Annotated in this window: 15 protein-coding genes and 3 pseudogenes; 16 read left to right on the plus strand and 2 right to left on the minus strand. The window is 53.9% G+C overall.

What is annotated here, in order from left to right; translation table 11 throughout:
- Position 1 precedes the first annotated feature (1 nt).
- The 11 genes and pseudogenes from KVY02_RS06005 to KVY02_RS18275 all read left to right on the plus strand — a co-directional run.
- A complete protein-coding gene (locus KVY02_RS06005; RefSeq protein ID WP_218314755.1) occupies positions 2–382 on the plus strand; it encodes an HAD hydrolase family protein in 381 nt (126 codons plus the stop codon).
- Positions 369–1,925, plus strand: a complete 1,557-nt coding sequence (locus tag KVY02_RS06010; protein WP_218314758.1) for a hypothetical protein — start codon at positions 369–371, stop codon at positions 1,923–1,925. Before KVY02_RS06005 ends, KVY02_RS06010 begins: the two co-directional genes overlap by 14 nt.
- Complete coding sequence (locus tag KVY02_RS06015; RefSeq protein ID WP_256357579.1) at positions 1,922–2,650, plus strand: glycosyltransferase family 2 protein; 729 nt, start codon at positions 1,922–1,924, stop codon at positions 2,648–2,650. Before KVY02_RS06010 ends, KVY02_RS06015 begins: the two co-directional genes overlap by 4 nt.
- The gene (locus KVY02_RS06020; protein ID WP_218314760.1) at positions 2,643–3,353 is read left to right on the plus strand and encodes an acyltransferase; all 711 of its coding nucleotides are present in this window, start codon (positions 2,643–2,645) and stop codon (positions 3,351–3,353) included. The genes KVY02_RS06015 and KVY02_RS06020 overlap by 8 nt, the downstream gene beginning before the upstream one ends.
- 5 nt (positions 3,354–3,358) lie before the next feature.
- Positions 3,359–4,201 carry a 3-deoxy-8-phosphooctulonate synthase gene (kdsA, locus tag KVY02_RS06025; RefSeq protein ID WP_218315052.1) on the plus strand — a complete coding sequence of 281 codons (843 nt, stop codon included), beginning with the start codon at positions 3,359–3,361 and terminating at the stop codon, positions 4,199–4,201.
- Between the two features lie 10 nt (positions 4,202–4,211).
- The gene (kdsB, locus tag KVY02_RS06030) at positions 4,212–5,498 is read left to right on the plus strand and encodes a 3-deoxy-manno-octulosonate cytidylyltransferase (RefSeq protein WP_218314762.1); all 1,287 of its coding nucleotides are present in this window, start codon (positions 4,212–4,214) and stop codon (positions 5,496–5,498) included.
- A 37-nt stretch (positions 5,499–5,535) separates the two neighbouring features.
- Positions 5,536–6,483, plus strand: a complete 948-nt coding sequence (locus KVY02_RS06035; RefSeq protein WP_218314764.1) for a KpsF/GutQ family sugar-phosphate isomerase — start codon at positions 5,536–5,538, stop codon at positions 6,481–6,483.
- A gap of 72 nt (positions 6,484–6,555) precedes the next feature.
- Positions 6,556–7,242: a hypothetical protein gene (locus KVY02_RS06040; protein WP_218314766.1), complete on the plus strand. Its 687-nt coding sequence runs from the start codon at positions 6,556–6,558 to the stop codon at positions 7,240–7,242.
- Between the two features lie 132 nt (positions 7,243–7,374).
- The gene (locus KVY02_RS06045) at positions 7,375–7,662 is read left to right on the plus strand and encodes an IS66 family insertion sequence element accessory protein TnpA (protein WP_016915086.1); all 288 of its coding nucleotides are present in this window, start codon (positions 7,375–7,377) and stop codon (positions 7,660–7,662) included.
- Positions 7,659–8,003 carry an IS66 family insertion sequence element accessory protein TnpB gene (tnpB, locus tag KVY02_RS06050; RefSeq protein ID WP_016915087.1) on the plus strand — a complete coding sequence of 115 codons (345 nt, stop codon included), beginning with the start codon at positions 7,659–7,661 and terminating at the stop codon, positions 8,001–8,003. Before KVY02_RS06045 ends, tnpB begins: the two co-directional genes overlap by 4 nt.
- A gap of 28 nt (positions 8,004–8,031) precedes the next feature.
- Positions 8,032–8,265: pseudogene (locus KVY02_RS18275) on the plus strand (transposase); the annotation flags it as partial.
- On the opposite strand, the gene KVY02_RS18280 reads toward KVY02_RS18275, so the two are convergent.
- Entirely contained in the window at positions 8,257–8,400 is a 144-nt protein-coding gene (locus KVY02_RS18280; RefSeq protein ID WP_256357617.1) for a hypothetical protein, read from the minus strand. The pseudogene KVY02_RS18275 and the gene KVY02_RS18280 overlap by 9 nt on opposite strands.
- A 119-nt stretch (positions 8,401–8,519) precedes the next feature.
- Positions 8,520–10,078, minus strand: a pseudogene (locus KVY02_RS06060) (IS3 family transposase).
- Positions 10,079–10,151: 73 nt separating this feature from the next.
- On the opposite strand from KVY02_RS06060, the pseudogene KVY02_RS06065 reads away from it, so the two are divergent.
- The 5 genes and pseudogenes from KVY02_RS06065 to pgm all read left to right on the plus strand — a co-directional run.
- Positions 10,152–11,360 (plus strand): annotated as a pseudogene (locus tag KVY02_RS06065) (IS66 family transposase); the annotation flags it as partial.
- Positions 11,350–11,619, plus strand: a complete 270-nt coding sequence (locus tag KVY02_RS06070; protein ID WP_011783506.1) for a hypothetical protein — start codon at positions 11,350–11,352, stop codon at positions 11,617–11,619. The pseudogene KVY02_RS06065 and the gene KVY02_RS06070, both read left to right, overlap by 11 nt.
- 121 nt (positions 11,620–11,740) lie before the next feature.
- On the plus strand, positions 11,741–12,259 hold the full coding sequence (locus KVY02_RS06075; protein WP_218314768.1) for an NUDIX hydrolase: 519 nt from the start codon (positions 11,741–11,743) through the stop codon (positions 12,257–12,259).
- Positions 12,260–12,323: 64 nt separating this feature from the next.
- On the plus strand, positions 12,324–13,436 hold the full coding sequence (locus KVY02_RS06080) for an RNA-guided endonuclease TnpB family protein (RefSeq protein ID WP_218314770.1): 1,113 nt from the start codon (positions 12,324–12,326) through the stop codon (positions 13,434–13,436).
- Positions 13,437–13,740: 304 nt separating this feature from the next.
- Positions 13,741–15,333 carry a phosphoglucomutase (alpha-D-glucose-1,6-bisphosphate-dependent) gene (gene pgm, locus KVY02_RS06085; protein ID WP_218314775.1) on the plus strand — a complete coding sequence of 531 codons (1,593 nt, stop codon included), beginning with the start codon at positions 13,741–13,743 and terminating at the stop codon, positions 15,331–15,333.
- Positions 15,334–16,289: the final 956 nt, after the last annotated feature.

Genomic DNA, 16,289 nt, shown 5'->3' on the forward strand with positions numbered 1-16,289 from the left:
TATGAAGAAATTAATTTTAGATTTAGATGACACCCTGTGTCATACAGTTTCTGGTGATTACAAAAACTCTAAGCCAAATCTAGATTTGATTGATGTGGTTAGAAAATATAAATCCCAAGGATTTGAGATAGTCATTGCCACAGCAAGAAATATGCGGACCTATGAAGGTAATGTTGGTAAAATAAATGCCAACACATTGCCGATTATTATTGGTTGGCTTGATAAGTATGATGTCCCTTATGATGAGGTTATTGTGGGAAAACCCTGGTGTGGAACTGAGGGGTTCTATGTTGATGATAAGGCGATTAGGCCAAATGAATTTTTAAATTTCACATATGAAGAGATAAAAAAGCTAGTAGGGATTAAAGATGATAATAATTAATTCTGGCGCATACGTTGTGCCTGAGCTGCAGGCAGAGTATGGTAAACTGCCTCCAGTGATGCTGCCTTTAGGGAATCGTTTGTTATTATCACATCAATTAGAGTCTCTTAATCGTAGTTTTCCTAGTGAAAAGGTAGTCCTGTCTCTTCCAGAAAGTTTTTTACAGGATGAAATTGCAAAATCTTATCTAAACACTTTAAGTCTCAATGTTGTAGCTGTTCCTGAAGAGTTTTCTTTGGCTGAGTCTGTGTTGTACGTTATCAACACTGTCGAAGGAAGTATGCCTGAAAATGTTCGTTTACTTCATGGTGACACTCTTTTTACTACGCTGCCTCAAGATCTTGATATAGTTGCGGTAGCTTCGACTGATGAAAATTATGGTTGGGAGTTTGAAGGGCATGAAAACGGTTCTGAGTTAGTTTGGTGCGGTTTTTTTGCTTTTGAAAACTCACGTTCATTAGTTCGAGCGCTTGCAAGCGCTAAAGGTTCTTTTGTAAATGCGGTTCGTAGTTATTTTTCGCCAAATACCATTCGCTTCCACTTTGCAGATGATTGGTTAGACTTGGGGCATGTTAATACATATTTTAAATCAAGGGCTAAATTGACCACTCAGAGGTCTTTTAATAGTCTTTCAATTGAAAGCGGAGTTGTGCGTAAAACGGGAAGTCCGCCAGTTAAAATTCAAGCTGAGGCTGAGTGGTACAGAAGTTTACCTTCACATCTAAAAAAATTTACACCTCAGCTCTTACAAGCCTCTAATGGTAGTGCAACATTTTACGAGCTCGAGTATTTGCCATACCTCCCCCTCAATGAGCTATTTGTGCATGGTCGAAACCCTGTTTTTTTCTGGCATAAAATACTTAAAATTTTAAAAGTATTGTTTTCTGATTTTTCTGGAGGTAATGCCCAAAATTTTGAATGCATTGAAAACGACATGCGTTCATTGTACGTAGATAAAACATATCAACGATTACAGCGTATACAAGACGAAGGTTATTTTGATATCAATGCTGATAATATGTATGGTGGCTCTAATTTACCTTCTTTATTGAAGATTTCTAAAGAGTGTATTGAAAAACTATCTGCTAATAGTAATTCTTTGTACGGCGTGTTACATGGAGACTTGTGTTTTAGCAATATCATGTATGATTCGCGCCTTGATATAATTAAAGTTATTGATCCGCGTGGTATTGCTAAAGACAATGAATTTACGATTTATGGCGATCAACGTTACGATGTTGCCAAGCTTGCCCATTCTATTATTGGTCTTTACGACCATATTATATCGGGACAGTATTTTTTGTGCGAATGTCCTGACTCAGGTTGCCATATTGAATTTATATTGGATGATAGATTAACCCAAGTTCAAGACTTGTTTTACAATTTCGAGTTTTTTGAAGGAGTGTCAATTAAGTCCATTATGCCGCTCGTTGTTTTGTTGTTTGTGACCATGATACCGCTTCATAGCGATAGAGAGGATCGGCAAAAAGCTATGCGAGCTAATGCGTTACGTCTTTATAAAGATTATGTGAGGTTTCAATGATTGTAATTCCAATGGCTGGCTTAAGTAGTCGTTTTTTTAAAGAAGGCTATGAGCTTCCAAAACATCAGCTACCCTTGTTTGATCGCACAGTTTTTCAATGGGTAATGAAATCTTTTCAATTGTATTTCGAGACCGATTATTTTGTCTTTATCGTGCGTGATGATTATGACAATGTCGAGTTTATTAATAATGAATTGGCCGCGCTGGGTGTTGTCAATCATACTGTAGTAGTTCTCAATGCAGAGACCAGAGGGCAAGCTGATACTGTCTATTTGGGGCTCTCGGGTTTTGATTTAGATAGTGAACTCTATATTTTTAATATCGATACCATTCGCTGGGGTTTTGTAAAGCCAGATTTTATAGATAAGTGTTCGGGATATTTGGAGGTCTTTGAAGGTGAGGGCGATCATTGGTCATTTGTTCTTTCCAGTGATCAAGGGAAGCGGGTGCTCAAAACTACAGAAAAAGATCGTGTTTCTAATTTGTGCAGCGACGGGCTTTATTATTTTTCTTCGCTTCGTATCTTTAATCAGATCTTTGAGGAGATGGAAGTTCAGGGTGGTTTTGTAAAGGGCGAGTTATATGTTGCTCCGATGTATAATTATTTAATCGAAAAAGGCCTGCCTGTGTTATACGATCTGATTGATAAGAGTAAGATTAGCTTTTGCGGCACGCCTGCTGAATACGTAGCTCTCTTAGATAAAGCTGACATTTTTCATGATTAACAAAATCATTGGCTTTTTCGTGAAGGGAAATGCTTCTACTACTAAAGTGCAAGCTCCTTTGTACTCGTTGAGTGGAGAGAATGGAAATGCTTTCTCTTCTGGATGTGACTCTTTGGTGAAGGGGCGTGTTGAGTTTGATGGCCTCGGAAATTCTCTAGAAGTTAGAGATGGTTCAACTCTGTCAGGTAGAGTCTCTATTGAGGGAAAGAATAATAAAGTTATCTTGGATTCTAATTCTGTCTATCGAGGGCGTCTAATTGTAAGAGGTAATGACCAAGTTGTTTTTATTGGTAAGAATACCACTTTTCAGTCCGTATATATTCTCTGCCAAGAAGGCTGTAATATCGAGATAGGTGACTGGTGCATGTTCTCTCGTGACATAGAGATACGTACCACTGACGCTCATTCAGTAGTCGATGTACAAACGCGTGAACGAGTTAACAAACCTGCTTCGGTTAAAATTGGTAATCATGTGTGGGTAGGTGTTGGCAGCTTAATTAGCAAAGGCTCACAAATTCCCAATGATTCCATCGTAGGTGCATATTCTTTCGTAAATAAGAAATTTACCGAGGAAAATGTGCTAATCGCAGGGACTCCTGCAAAAATTGTCAGGCATGGGGTGACCTGGAACAGGGGCCGTAAGCCCAAGTTCACCCAGGCACAGCTTGAACATTGGAAAGAACCACCATCAAAGACGGAATGATGACCATGAATTTGAACGGCTACAATATCTCTATCGCGAACGACAAGGCATTTACCCTGCTGGCGGGTATCAACGTACTTGAGTCCCGTGACCTTGCCATGACGGCCTGTGAAAAATACGTGGAAGTCTGTGGCAAGCTGGGTATCCCTTACGTGTTCAAGGCCAGCTTTGACAAGGCCAACCGTTCTTCCATCCACTCTTACCGTGGCCCCGGCCTGGAAGAGGGCATGCGCATTTTCGAAGACGTGAAAAAAGCGTTCGGTGTGCCCGTGATTACCGATGTACACGAGCCTTGGCAAGCCGCTCCCGTGGCGGAAGTGGTCGATATACTCCAGTTGCCCGCCTTCCTGGCTCGCCAAACGGATCTGGTCATGGCACTGGCCAAAACGGGCAAGCCGATCAACATCAAGAAACCCCAGTTCTTGAGCCCAGGGCAAATGGTCAATATCGTCGAGAAGTTCAAGGAAGCAGGCAACGACCAGCTCATGCTCTGCGACCGGGGCACCAGCTTTGGTTACGATAACCTGGTGGTGGATATGCTCGGCTTTGGGGTGATGAAAAATACCTGCGGCAACCTGCCCATCATCTTCGATGTGACCCACGCGCTGCAGCAGCGTGACCCGCTGGGTGCCGCTTCCGGTGGCCGTCGCAAGCAGGCCCTGGAACTGGCCCGTGCGGGCATGGCGGTGGGTATTGGCGGTTTGTTCCTGGAAGCCCACCCCGACCCGGACAACGCCAAGTGCGATGGCCCCAGCGCTTTACCGCTGCATTTGCTGGAGCCGTTCCTCACCCAGATCAAGGCCATTGACGATGCCGTGAAGGCCATGCCTGCGCTGGAAATTGATTAAGGAGCTGGCTGTGTCTACCTCTAACCGTGTGGCGCTGGTCATTCCTGCGCGCTTTGGTTCTAGCCGTTTGCCGGGTAAGCCGCTGGCGGATTTGCTGGGCAAGCCCATGGTGCAATGGGTGTTCGAGAAGGCACAGCAGGTGCCTTCTGCGCATACCGTGGTCGTGGCGACGGATGACCAGCGCATTGTCGATGCCGTGAATGCTTTTGGCGGCAAGGCGGTGCTGACTTCGAAGCATCATCCTTCCGGCACCGACCGCCTGGTGGAAGTAATGGGCCAGGTAGAGGCTGATATCTACATCAACCTGCAAGGTGACGAACCGCTGGTTCGCCCGAGTGATGTAGAGCAGCTTGCCCAAGGCATGCTGGCCGACCCCACCGTGGATGTGGGTACGCTTTACCACGCCATCGAAGATGAAGAAGCCCAAAACCCCAACACCGTGAAAGTGGTGCTGGGGCAGGCGGGTAATGCGCTTTACTTCAGCCGTTCGCCCATTCCTTACCCCCGTGAGGGCGATAAGCACCCTGGCTTTAAAAAGCATGTGGGCGTGTATGCTTACCGTAAGCGCATTCTGGAGCAGTATGCCCAATTGCCTGCCTCGGCATTGGAGCAAACCGAACAGCTCGAGCAGCTTCGGTTGTTGGCAGCGGGCCTGAGCATTCGTGCCTTTGAGGTCGAACCGACGGGGCCAGGGGTGGATACCCCCGAATGCCTGGAGAAAGTGCGGGCGATCCTGGAAGGCAAGCCCTATGCACCGGTGTCGCCGCTGGCTCAGGTCAAGCTGCTGATTACCGATGTAGACGGTGTGCTGACCGATGGCGGCATTTACTACGATGCTACGGGCGAATGCTTGAAGCGCTTCCATGTGCGTGATGGCCTGGGCATGCGGTTGCTGGAAGAGTGTGGCATTCGTGTGGCCGTGCTTTCTGGCCGAGATTCGCCCACGCTGCGCAAGCGGGTAGCCGACCTGGGAATTGGCCTGCACGCCTTTGGCGTCAAGGATAAATACGCGGCATGTTTGGCGTTGATGGAACAAGCAGGCGTAACTGCGGATCAAACGGCTTGTATCGGGGATGACTCGATCGACCTTCCTGCCTTTGCGGCGTGCGGGCTCTCTTATGCCGTGGCGGATGCACCCAGCTATGTGAAGCAGCACGCAAGTGGTGTGTTGGCCTTGGCGGGTGGCCAGGGTGCCGTGCGAGAACTGGCGGATGCCATTCTTACCGCCCATGGAAGGGCAGATGTGTTCAATTCAGCGAAGGGCTTCCATTCGGTATCCGGTGGAGCCGCCCAATGAGTGGTAGAGCAACGTGATAGAAAAGGATAGTAATCAAATGTCGAGTGTCGGTGTCGGTAAAGAAGTCTTTGAAGTACAGGCCCGTGCATTGGAAGCGGCGGCTGCCCGACTCAATGGTGCTTTCGACCAAGCTGTCAATATGATCCTCGAAACGCCGGGGCGCGTCATCATCTCCGGGATGGGCAAATCGGGCATCATTGGTAACAAGATTGCGGCCACGCTGGCATCAACGGGCACGCCCAGTTTTTCCGTGCATCCTGCGGAAGCCTATCATGGCGATCTGGGTATGTTCACTGCCGACGATGTGGTGGTGTTGATCTCTTACAGTGGTGAAACGGAGGAGGTCATTCGCTTGATTCCTTCCATGCGCCATTTCGGGGTGAAAACCATCGCGATGGTTGGTAACCCGGATTCAACCCTTGGCCGCAATTGTGATCTGGTATTGGATGTGTCGGTAGAGCGTGAAGCGTGCCCCAACAATCTGGCGCCTACCACGTCCACTACCGTAACACTCGCCATGGGCGATGCCCTGGCGGTGGCGTTGATCGAACGTCGTGACTTCCAACCCCATGACTTCGCGGTGTTCCATCCGGGCGGGAGCCTGGGCAAGCGTTTGCTGACTCGCGTCAAAGACGTGATGCACACCGAGCTGCCCATTTGTGCCCCGCAGGACAACATGAAAGAAGTCATCATGACCATTACCCAGGTGGGGCTGGGCATTGCCGTGGTGGTCGATAACGGCACCATCAAAGGCGTGATTACCGATGGTGACTTGCGCCGTGCATTGTTCAACCACGATAGCTTCGATGGCATGACGGCAATGAGTGTGATGACACCTACGCCGCTCACGATCAATGAGACGGAAATGTTCGCGGATGCCGAGAACATCATGTTGAAAGCAAACGTTACGTCTTTGCTGGTAGTGAACGAGGATGGCGCGTTGAGCGGCCTGTTAAAATTGCAGGATGCCAACCGTCTGGGCTAGTTCTGCGATAAGTGTTACGTTTCACAAAGCCAGCCGCAGGGCTGGCTTTTTTTATGGCCTGAGCAAACGTCAATGATATTAAAAGAAAAACTTTTCTTGGCAAATTGCGATTCCGTGCGCCGCTTGAGTGAACAGGAAGTGCGGGCACGTTTCATGGCGGGGGTATTGTTTGCCGATGGCGTGGTGTTGTCGCCCAATTTATTGATGGATAACCCCTCGATTATTTCGTTACTTTCTTCTGATGCTGTACAGCGTTGGTTCAAGAGTGATCGGCACAATGAAAGCAAGTTGGTGATTAGAGGGTTTAATCTGGGCAGTGAGCTTTCATTGGCGGAGTACTTTACGGCACTGGATGACAACTATGTGGTTTCTCAGTTAGGCGGCGTAGCCAAAAAAGACTTAACTTCTGAACAGTGGAATCATATGATGAAGGCCCTGAAAAAGGCCGATGAAACACTGAGCAGTTATCAGCCCGCCGTGGTGGCATTACCGAAGCAGCCCGGCGCGTTAACGGAACATATCCATTCACGTTTGAAGTCGCCTTCCGCGTTAGCGGCAGCGGAACGCCAGCGCCATGTGCATCTACATACCCTGGCATTGGCCGAGCAAGGCGGTTTGCCGCTGGGTTCGCGCTCCGATTGGTACGCGGCACTGGGCACCTTGGCGGTGCCGGCTACCCCCAGCGCGACCAGTTTCGGCTGGAGGTGGTGGATGCCTGTTACAATGGCCTGTTCGTGGCCCCAGGCGAAGCCTTCGTGATGGACCGCATTGCCGGGCTTTCACGCTTTCCACCCTGGTTGCTGGAAAGTAAGCGTTCATTCCACGACGTTCTGCCACCCCGCTAAAATTCGCCCTAAAGTAACCTCACAGTTTCCAAGCGAGGTTACCCCCATGAGAAAGCACCGCACACCCGAACAGTGGCAGGCCCTGGTCAATCAGCAGCGAGACAGTGGTCTGTCAGCTTCGAAGTTCTGCAAACAAGAGAACATCGGCTACGCCAGTTTCTGCAACTGGCGCAAGCGCCTGTCCGATCAGGCGGCCGGTGACTCAGCGGATTCCGGCGAAGCCGGTTTTCTGGACCTGTCCTCTCTGATGGGTGCAGCGCAGTCCGGCCCAGGCTGGAATATTGTGCTCAGCCTCGGCAACGGCGTCGAATTGCGGCTGAGCCAGAACGGATGATCGGGCTCGATAGTCAGGCGCGCATCTGGCTGTGCACCGAGCCCACGGATATGCGCAAATCGTTCCGGGGCCTGAGCGCCCTGGTCCGGAATCAGTTGAAGCACGACCCACTCAGTGGCCAGTATTTCGTCTTCGTCAATCGTCGCAAGACCCAGATGAAGATGCTGTATTTTACCGCTACCGGTTATTGCCTGTGGGCCAAGCGCCTGGAGCAGGGGCAGTTCCGGGTGCCGTTATCCGCCTCCGGTCAGCGAGCCCTGACCCTGACGGATCTGCAACTACTGATCGATGGCATCGAGGTGCAGAAATACCGCCAATTCAAGCGTTTTCGAGGGGTATAGAAGACGGACTTCCGGTATAATGTCGGCCATGAATTCAACGGCTTCCGACCCCCAACCCAATGCACCTTCCTACTCGGCCCTGGCCGAGGAAAATGCGTTGCAGCGCGAGCAGTTGGAGGCCCAGGCGGAATCCATTCGGCAGTTGAAACACCAGTTAGACTGGTTCAAGAAGCAGCTGTTCGGCCCCAAATCCGAGAAACAGGTTTACGATATTCCGGAACAGGACAACCTGTTCCAACCGGATGACGCACCGCTACCGGAACAGCCTGCCGAGGAAGAAAAGCGCACCATCAAGGCCTACCAGCGCGGCACCGGCAAAAAGCAGCGCGATGACGACTGCCTGAACGACACCGGCCTGCGCTTTACGGCGGATGTACCGGTGGAAGTGATCGAGCAACTGCCGCCGGAGCTGACCGGGCCGGACGCCGACCAATACGACATCATCGGCACCAAAACCACCTACCGTCTGGCCCAGCGGGCGGTAACTGTCAAGGTATCTGTCGCCCTGTTTGATTTTTATGCAGCTATTTTCTCTACCTCCCTAACTACTCGGCGCTCTGGGTTTAGCGATACTAATGTCACAGGATGCCAGTTGCGGGTGTCCCCACTCCAGCGCTCAGGATGCACAGCTCTGGCTGCAAGGTTGAGGGCATGTCTCTTGGCCAATATGACTTTGTCTTCTCCTGTGTGGCGCTGCATCGGCGTCACGAAGCGGATAGCACTGTGGCGGTGCTCATAGTTGTACCACTGGACGAAGCCGTGCACCCAACGCTGGGCAGCTGATAGGTCAGCGAAGCCACTGACAGGGTAGTTCGGCACATACTTGCAGGTGCGGAACAGAGCCTCGGAGAAGGCGTTATCGTTGCTCACACGCGGTCGACTGAACGAAGGCTGGATCTGCAGATCTCTCAGCTTCTCAAGCAAGGTAATGCCTTTGAAGGGGCTGCCGTTATCTGCGTGCAGCACCAGAGGCTGGCCTACCATGTTTTCGGCCAGCACGGCTCGCTCAATGACACGGCGTGAGTTAGCTGCAGACTCCCCCAGAAAGGCTTCCCAGCCCACGACTTTACGGCTGAAGATGTCGAGGATCATCACCAGATAGTAGTAGGTACCCTTGGCTGGCCCAGGAAGCCAGGTGCAGTCCCAGGACCACACCTGGTTGGGGGCGGTTGCTGTATGTGTAGTCGGCGCTGGCTGTGATTTGCGGGCTTTGGCGCGTCCCCGGTGTGCCAGCTGGCCATGTTTACGCAGCACTCGATAAAAGCTCGATACGGAGGCAATGTAACGCTGCTCTTCATCCATCAGCCGAATAACAATTTGATCCGGCGGTAAAGCAGCAAACTCGTCACGGTGGCATTGCCTCAAGATCTCGGCCTCTTCTTCTGGGGTCAGCGCATTAGCGGGGGCTGGGCGTTCGGCTAAAGGGCGTTTGTCGCCTGTTAGCTTTCCCGCCTGCATCCAGCGTTGGTGAGTCCGGATAGAAATCCCGACAACTTCACAGGCAGCCGCCAAGGTGGCGCCCTCGTTGCAGGCAACAGCAATCAGCTCTACGGCATGTTGGCGATCCTCGATGCTGATCATGACTCCTCGTCCCCCCAGATCGCCCGTGCTTTTTTTGACAGCGTCAGCAGTGCAGCTGTCTCCGCGAGTGCTGTGTTCTTGCGCTGTAGCTCTCGTTCCAGCTCTTTGATCCGCTTGCGCTGCTGCTTGGCTTCATCCGCTTCTCGACGGCGGTCCTCATGGGACAAGCTGGCGGCTTGTTCGCAGTCATGACGCCAGCGTTGCAGCTGCTCGGGATACAGTCCCCGTTGACGACAATAGGCAGCAACGTCTTCGGTGTTCATCGCTGCGGTCTCAACCACCGCTGCAAACTTGTCTCGGGACGACCAGCCGGTCGTACCCTGGTCACTTGCATCGGGCAGGCAGCGTCCCTCCGCACGGGCTTCTTTACGCCACTTGTAAACAGTTGCTGGCGAGATCCCCTCCTGCCGAGCGACCTCTTCTACGCTTTGGTTATAAGGCGGTAACAGCTTGGCCACAGCGGCCTGACGTCGCTCATCGGAATAGCGAGGCATACAGATCTCCAAACGCCCCTGAATATTTAAGAGAGTGTAACAAGGGACACGACATCAATCCTGACAGAGGGGGCGGGCCTCCAGCTATGTGGTGCTCAAATGCGAACGCCCGGTGTTCCGTCGTAAGGGCACGGATCAAAAACCTGTGACAACACCAGCCCCGTTCAACGTGCTGGACAACAGCCTGGCCGATGTCAGCCTGCTGGCCGGGTTGCTGGTGGACAAGTTCCAGTTCCACCTGCCGCTGTATCGCCAGCACCAGCGCATTCAACAAGCGGGTATTACCCTCAGCCGCAGCACCCTGACGAACCTGGTGAAGCGGGCCATCGACCTGCTTCGGCCCATTGTGGACGCCCAGACCGACAACGTGCTGCGCAGCCGGGTGCTGGCCATGGACGAAACACCCATCAAAGCGGGCCACCAGGGCCGGGCAGGCCCGCAGAAAGGCAAGATGAAAACAGGCTGGTTCTGGCCCCTATACGGTGATGACGACGAAGTGGTGTTTACCTACTCGAACAGTCGGGGCCGACTGCACATCGAGCAGGTTCTGAACGACCAATTCAGTGGCACTCTGATCAGCGATGGTTATGCCGCATATGCCCGCTATGCCGCGGCCCAGAAAGGCATTACTCATGCTCAATGCTGGGTGCATAGTCGCCGTTGCTTCGTTGAGGCCCAAAAGGATCATCCTGAGAAGGCCACCGAAGCCCTGCAACAGATCGCGAAGCTGTACCAGATTGAAGATACCATTAAGGAAAAGGAGCTCACCGGCGAGAAGAAGCGTCAATACCGGCTGGACCATGCGAAGCCGGTCGTCAGCGGCTTCTTCCAATGGTGCCGGGATCAGTTGGGGCAAGGCGGCCTGTTACCCAGTGAACCGTTAACCAAAGCCCTGAATTACGTGCTCGGCCGGGAAACGAGCCTGACGGTGTTCCTGGAAGATCCGGGCGTACAACCCGATACCAATCACCTGGAACGGGCCCTACGGCCCATCCCCATGGGCAAGAAAAACTGGATGTTCTGCTGGACCGAACTGGGCGCGGAACACCTGGGCATCATCCAGAGCCTGATCAGCACCTGCAAGCTGCACGATATTACCCCCTACACCTACCTGGTGGACGTGCTGCAACGCATCAGCCAGCACCCGGCCAGTGACGTCAGCGACCTGACGCCTCGTCTCTGGAAAACCCGGTTTGCCGACAACCCATTACGGGCGCTGATCGACCCACGCCATCCTGATCGACAGAGCAAACAGCCGGAGGCTACCGTCCGTGCGCATTGAGGACATGAGCATCGACCAGTTGCTGGAATTGAATCAATACGTCTGCCGGCGCATCGACGAACTGAGGGATCAGGAAAATCTGCAGGCACTGAGTCAGTTGCGGGTGGGCCTGAAAGTAACCTTCGAGGGCCGGGAAGGCCCGGTGCTGGGGATCGTCACCAAGATCAACCGCAAGAGTGTGATTGTTCTGGCCGAGGACGGCACCAAACAGTACAAGGTCTCGCCGGAGTTATTAAGGCCTCTGCGTGACGTGAAGTAGGTCAACTACGTCGTGGAATGAACGCTTACGCTGGAAAGTGGTATTGCCATTGGCAGCCGCCGTGAGACGTTGGCGGCTCTGAACACAGGCTATGACTTGTGATGGGGGTGGAACTGAAGCGATGATCGAGTATCAGAACCCTTGGTTTCGGGTGGTGCGCAACGGCGACTTTTTCTACGTGGACGAGCCCCGCTCGGGGAATGGCGCGGCGGTATTGCCCATCGTGGGCGATGAGGTCTGGTTGCTTGAAATGTGCCGTACCGCGCAGGGCGGTCAAACGACCTGGGAAATCCCCCGTGGTTATGGTGAAGTTAATGAAACTTCGGCGGCGTGTGCGCTGCGAGAACTACGTGAAGAAACCGGGCTGGTGGCCGATGCGGCACACTTGAGCTGGTTGGGCAGAATGCGCCCTAATACGGCCATTCTTTCTTCGTGTATCGACCTTTATGTGGTGGCGTTGCCGCCCGAGGCGGTGGCGGGTAACCGCGACGATGAAGCCGAACGCATCGTGAAAGTGCCGCTGGCATTATTGCCGCTACAAATGGCGCAGGGCAAACTGGAAGACGGTTTTACCCTGGCGGCCTTGAGTTATTATCAGTCAGCGCGTAAAACCTCGTACTTTGAGTGCGAGGATGGATAGCGCGGCGTCCGGCAGGACGCCTTGTGCCTTGCAACCTTACATAAAACACGATAATTTGTAAGATATGATAACCGAACGCGCTTTCAAATACCGCTTCTACCCCACGCCAGAGCAGGCAACCCTGCTGGCGCGAACGTTTGGGTGCGTGCGGTTTGTCTGGAACGCGGTGCTGCGCTATCGCACCGATGCGTTCTATCAGCGTCAGGAAAAAATCGGTTACACCGACGCCAGCGCGTTTTTGACACAGTTAAAAAAGCAGCCTGACACCGCCTTTCTGGCCGAGGTCAGTTCGGTGCCACTGCAACAATGCCTGCGCCACCAACAAACCGCTTTCAAGAATTTCTTTGCCAAGCGGGCGCGGTATCCCAGCTTTAAATCCAAAAAGCACCGCCAGTCGGCAACGTTTGCCAGTTCAGCGTTTTCCTACCGTGACGGTAAAATCACCCTGGCTAAATGCAGTGAACCGCTGAGCATTCGCTGGAGCCGTGAGCTTCCTTCTGCCCCAGGCACCGTCACGGTATCCAAAGACGCCGCAGGCCGTTACTTCATTAGCTGTCTTTGCAAAGTGGACACCGACGCCCTCCCTATAACGCCGAAGATGGTCGGTATCGACCTGGGACTGAAAGACCTCTTTGTGACCAGCGACGGAATGCGGGTTAACAATCCCCGCCATACGGCACGCTATGCCCGTAAACTGGCGCGGGCGCAGCGCCAGCTATCACGTAAGCGGAAAGGCTCCAATAACCGCGCCAGGGCGCGGTTAAAGGTCGCCAAATGCTACGCCAAAATTGCCGACACTCGGCTAGACCGCCTGCATAAACTCACTCGCCAGATCGTTAACGAGAACCAAGTGATCGCAGCGGAGAGTTTGCAGGTGAAGAACATGGTCAAAAATCCCCATCTCTCTAACGCCATCAGTGATGTTGGCTGGGGGGAGCTGGTGCGCCAGCTTGACTACAAAGCGGCTTGGGCCGGACGCCAGTTCGTCCAGATCGACCGCTGGTACCCAAGCTCAAAACGCTGCCATGGCTGTGGATTTGTCATGAAATCGCTACCACTAAATATTCGCATGTGGGATTGCCCAGGCTGTGGCACCGAAGGCATTGACCGTGACCTCAATGCCGCCCGCAACATCCTACAAGCTGGCACCGCGCTATTAGCGGGTGCCGAGTGTTGAAGTAACTACCGAGGGGCACTCGGGAATTAACGCCTGTGGAGTTTGTGTAAGACCGGCAATGCCAAGGCATTGAGGGCAACGGACAGCGAAGCAGGAACCAGGAAGGCAACAACCTGGGAATCCCCTTCCTTTCCGCCGCGAGGCGGCAGCGCAAGCTGAGGGAGGGGAGGATGTCAATGGGCTACGCTGCGTTAAGTGTGGGTTAGTCCTGAATTGTTTTTATTCATGAGTCATGTCGTCATGTTGAAAGGTGCGCGTTGGATAACGCACAACAGGAGTGGCGATTCACGCAAGGGAGAAGCAAATGGACGCCATTATCCAGGCATTTCATGAGCAAACGCCGAATGCCAGTGTCGTGAAGGAACGCATCGCCTTTGGTACGTCTGGCCACCGTGGTCGCGCCACCGAGCGCACCTTCAACGCGGCGCATATCATCGCGATTACCCAGGCGGTGGTGGATTACCGCAAGGAAGAGAACTATCAGGGGCCGCTGTTTTTGGGCGTTGACACCCACGCGCTTTCGCGCCCCGCCTGGGAGTGCGCACTGCGTGTGCTGGTCGCCAACCAGGTGCCGGTGTTGGTCGAGAAGGGTCATGGTTATACGGCCACCCCGCTGGTGAGCCAGGCCATCATTCACTACAACACTCAGCACCCGCTGGGTGACCCTGCCGCCAAGGCTGATGGTTTGATCATCACGCCTTCGCACAATCCGCCGGAAGATGGCGGCATCAAGTACAACCTGTACCACGGTGGCCCTGCCGATACCGAAGCCACCCGCTGGATCGAGCTGCGTGCCAATGCCTACCTGCTGCGCCAACTGAGCGATATTGCTCTGGTGTCGTTGGAAGAGGCGCTGGCCCAGGTGCAGGAGTATGATTTTACTGCGCATTACGTTGCCCAGTTGGGGCGTGTGGTGGATATGGACGCCATTCAAAAGGCCAACTTGACGCTAGGGGTAGACCCCATGGGCGGCACGGCGCTGCCAGTGTGGCAGGCGGTGGCCGAACATTACGGGCTGAATCTCGAGGTGGTGAATACCACCATTGATAGCCGTTTTGCGTTCATGCCGCCAGACCACGATGGCAAGATCCGCATGGACTGCTCCAGCGCGGCGGCCATGGCCAACCTGCTCAAGATCAAGGACCGCTTCGATATCGCTTTCGGCAACGACCCGGATGCCGACCGCCATGGTATCGTGGATGCCAACGGCTTGATGAATCCCAACCATTTCCTGGCCGTGTGTGTGGATTACCTGATGGGCCACCGCCCTGAGTGGAGCCAGGAGCTGCGCATTGGCAAGACGCTGGTGTCGTCTTCCATGATCGACCGGGTGGTGGCTTCCCATGAGCGGGAGCTGCACGAGGTGCCGGTGGGCTTCAAATGGTTCGTGGATGGCCTCTCCGATGGTTGGTTGGCCTTTGGTGGCGAAGAGAGCGCCGGGGCCAGCCTGCTGACTCGCGACGGCAAGGCGTGGTCTACCGACAAGGACGGCATTGCCCTGTGCCTGCTGGCCGCCGAGATTCTGGCCGTGACCGGCAAAACGCCCAGCGAGTATTACCAGACGCTGACCCAGCGCTTTGGCGAGCCTTGCTACAAACGTGTGGACACGCCGTGCAGCGTGGAAGAGAAGGACGCCTTCAAGCAGCTCACCGCCGCCAGCGTTACCGACACCACCCTGGTGGGCGACCCCATCACCGCTGTACTGGTCAAGGCCCCTGGTAACCAGGCTGCCATTGGCGGCTTGAAAGTCACCACCGACAACGGCTGGTTCGCCGCCCGCCCCAGCGGCACGGAATCGCTCTACAAAATCTACGCCGAAAGCTTCAAAGGCCCCCAACACCTGGACGAACTGATCGACAGCGCCAAGCAGTTACTTTCGGGCGTGCTGAAAGGTTAAGCCTTTGTTATAAGCATGATGGTCGCAAACCAAAACCACCCTTGATGGGTGGTTTTTTTTGGCTGGTTGCCAGGTTTGTGGGGGCGCGGTTGATTGTGGTGGCGTGATCGGGGCGGCTGCCCATGCGTATCGTTGGCGATGTACCCGTAGCGCGGTGTAAGCGGAGCGCACCCGCGAAGCAACGCGGTGAGCGTTGCTGATGGGGCCATATGGGTGGGCGTTGGCGCGATGGCGCGGTGGGTGAGGGTGGCGTGATCGGGGCGGCTGGGCGCCGCCTTCGCGGGTGCCTCTTTCGCTCGTTTCACTCGCTCTTTCGTTACGCCGCGCTACGGGTATGTGCAATTGCCCAGTGTTGGTAGGTTTTACGACACCTGAGGCAGGCCCCCGTAGCGCGGCGTAAGCGCAGCGCACCCGCGAAGCACTCCGCGAGGAGTGCCGATGGTGGTACCCAGTTATGATCACTCACGGCGGCATCATCCAGGCGGCTACCCGCCGCCTTCGCGGGTGCCTCATTTGCTCGTGCCTCGCAAGATTCGTTACGCCGCGCTACATGGTGCCAAAATTGAGCATCATGTGTCCCGCGTCTCCACAATATGCAAGGCAAGGCACCCGTAGCGCGGCGTAAGCGGAGCGCACCCGCGAAGCACTCCGCCAGGAGTGCCGATCTTGGCACCGAGATGTGACCATTCACGGAGGCTTGATCCAGGCGGCTACTCGCCGCCTTCGCGGGTGCCTCATTTGCTCGTGCCTCGCAAGATTCGTTACGCCGCGCTACGGGGCAAGCACTTCGCTCTAATGGTTCGCGGCACTCTAGGCAGGCACCCGTAGCGCGGCGTAAGCGGAGCGCACCCGCGAAGCACTCCGCCAGGAGTGCTGATGGAGGCACCCAGGCTCGCGCCGGTAGCTGCGTTCCTGCTATATTGATCGGCATGTCTATTGCATATCGTTTAGCGTGG

Origin of the sequence: Halomonas sp. 18071143 (assembly GCF_019211725.1) — a bacterium.
GTDB classification, from domain to species: domain Bacteria; phylum Pseudomonadota; class Gammaproteobacteria; order Pseudomonadales; family Halomonadaceae; genus Vreelandella; species Vreelandella stevensii.